Here is a 1,663-nt window from a genome sequence, read left to right as displayed (position 1 = left end):
GCCTGCGGTTTCCAGGTGCTCGTAGTTGCCGCCCGTCACGCCGGTGATGCTGTTGGTCAGCGGCGTGTTGGTGTTCAGCACGTTGTTCGGGGCGATGAAGTCCACCGAACCGCTCGAGGCGTTAACCGGAATGGTGATCGACTGGCCGTTAGCCAGGCTGATGACCAGCGGAGCGCCAGTCACTGGAGCCGTTACCGAAGCGGTGTAAGTAACCACTCCGCCTTCAACAGCACTGGCGGTCGCAGTCAGAGTGACGGTTGAAGTATCAATCGAATCCGTAACAGCGGTGACTGCTGCGGTTGGGCTCACTTCCAGATGCTCGAAATCGCCACCGGTGGTGCCGGTGATGGTCACGCTGACGCTGCCCGCGTCGACGTAAACAGTGTCTTTCGGCGCGGCGAAGGTGACGGAGCCTTCGGTCGCATCCTTGGCGATGGTGATGGTTTCACCGTTGCTCAAGGTGATTTTCATCTCGGTGCCGGCTGGGTTAGTCAGCTTGGCGGTGTAGACGATGCTGCCGCCTTCCTGGACGGAACCGGTCGCGGACAAGGTCAGGCCAGTGGTGTCCAGGCGAGCGGGGTCATCGGTGACGACGGTGGTCGGCGTGCCTGCGGTTTCTAGGTGCTCGTAGTTACCGCCAGTCACGCCGGTGATGCTGTTGGTGAGCGGAGTGTTGGTATTCAACACGTTGTTAGGTGCGATGAAATCGACCGAACCGCTGCTCGCATTGACCGGAATGGTGATGCTTTGGCCGTTAGCCAGAGTAATGACCAGCGGGGCGCCGGTTGCCGGAGCTGTGACGCTCGCGGTGTAAGTGACCACGCCACCTTCAACCGCGCTAGCAGTAGCAGTCAGAGTCACAGTGCTGGTGTCGATGCTGTCGGTGACAGCCGTCACTGCTGCAGTTGGGCTGACTTCGAGGTGCTCGAAGTCGCCACCAGTGGTGCCAGTGATGGTGACGCTGACGCTACCGGCATCCACGTAAACAGTGTCTTTTGGTGCTGCGAAGGTGACAGACCCTTCGGTGGCGTCCTTGGCAATGGTGATGGTTTCACCGTTGCTCAAGGTGATCTTCATCTCGGTGCCGGCTGGGTTGGTCAGCTTGGCGGTGTAGACGATGTTGCCGCCTTCCTGGACGGAGCCGGTGGCCGACAAGGTCAGGCCGGTGGTGTCCAGACGAGCCGGATCATCGGTGACAACGGTGGTCGGAGTGCCTGCGGTTTCCAGGTGCTCGTAGTTGCCGCCCGTCACGCCGGTGATGCTGTTGGTCAGCGGAGTGTTGGTGTTGAGCACGTTGTTCGGTGCGATGAAGTCGACCGAGCCGCTGCTCGCATTCACAGGGATGGTGATCGACTGACCGTTGGCGAGACTGATGACCAGCGGAGCACCGGTCACTGGAGCAGTTACCGAAGCGGTGTAAGTGACTACACCGCCTTCTACCGCGCTAGCGGTTGCAGTCAGGGTCACGGTGCTGGTGTCGATGCTGTCGGTGACAGCAGTCACTGCTGCCGTCGGGCTGACTTCCAGATGTTCGAAGTCACCACCGGTGGTGCCGGTAATGGTCACGCTGACGCTGCCGGCGTCGACGTAAACGGTGTCTTTCGGCGCGGCGAAGGTCACGGAGCCTTCGGTCGCATCCTTGGCGATGGTGATGGTCTCACCG

At 60.8% G+C, this 1,663-nt stretch carries 1 protein-coding gene; it reads right to left on the bottom strand.

The window, feature by feature from the left end; all coding sequences use genetic code 11:
* On the bottom strand, window positions 1-1,663 hold a 1,663-nt coding region (locus tag NTD88_RS14590; RefSeq protein WP_315975157.1), incomplete at both ends, for an immunoglobulin-like domain-containing protein.

Origin of the sequence: Pseudomonas sp. 20P_3.2_Bac5, assembly GCF_025466035.1 — a bacterium.
GTDB lineage: Bacteria > Pseudomonadota > Gammaproteobacteria > Pseudomonadales > Pseudomonadaceae > Aquipseudomonas.
Note: the sequence above shows the minus strand (reverse complement) of the source record. Positions and strands in the feature narration are given on the sequence as shown.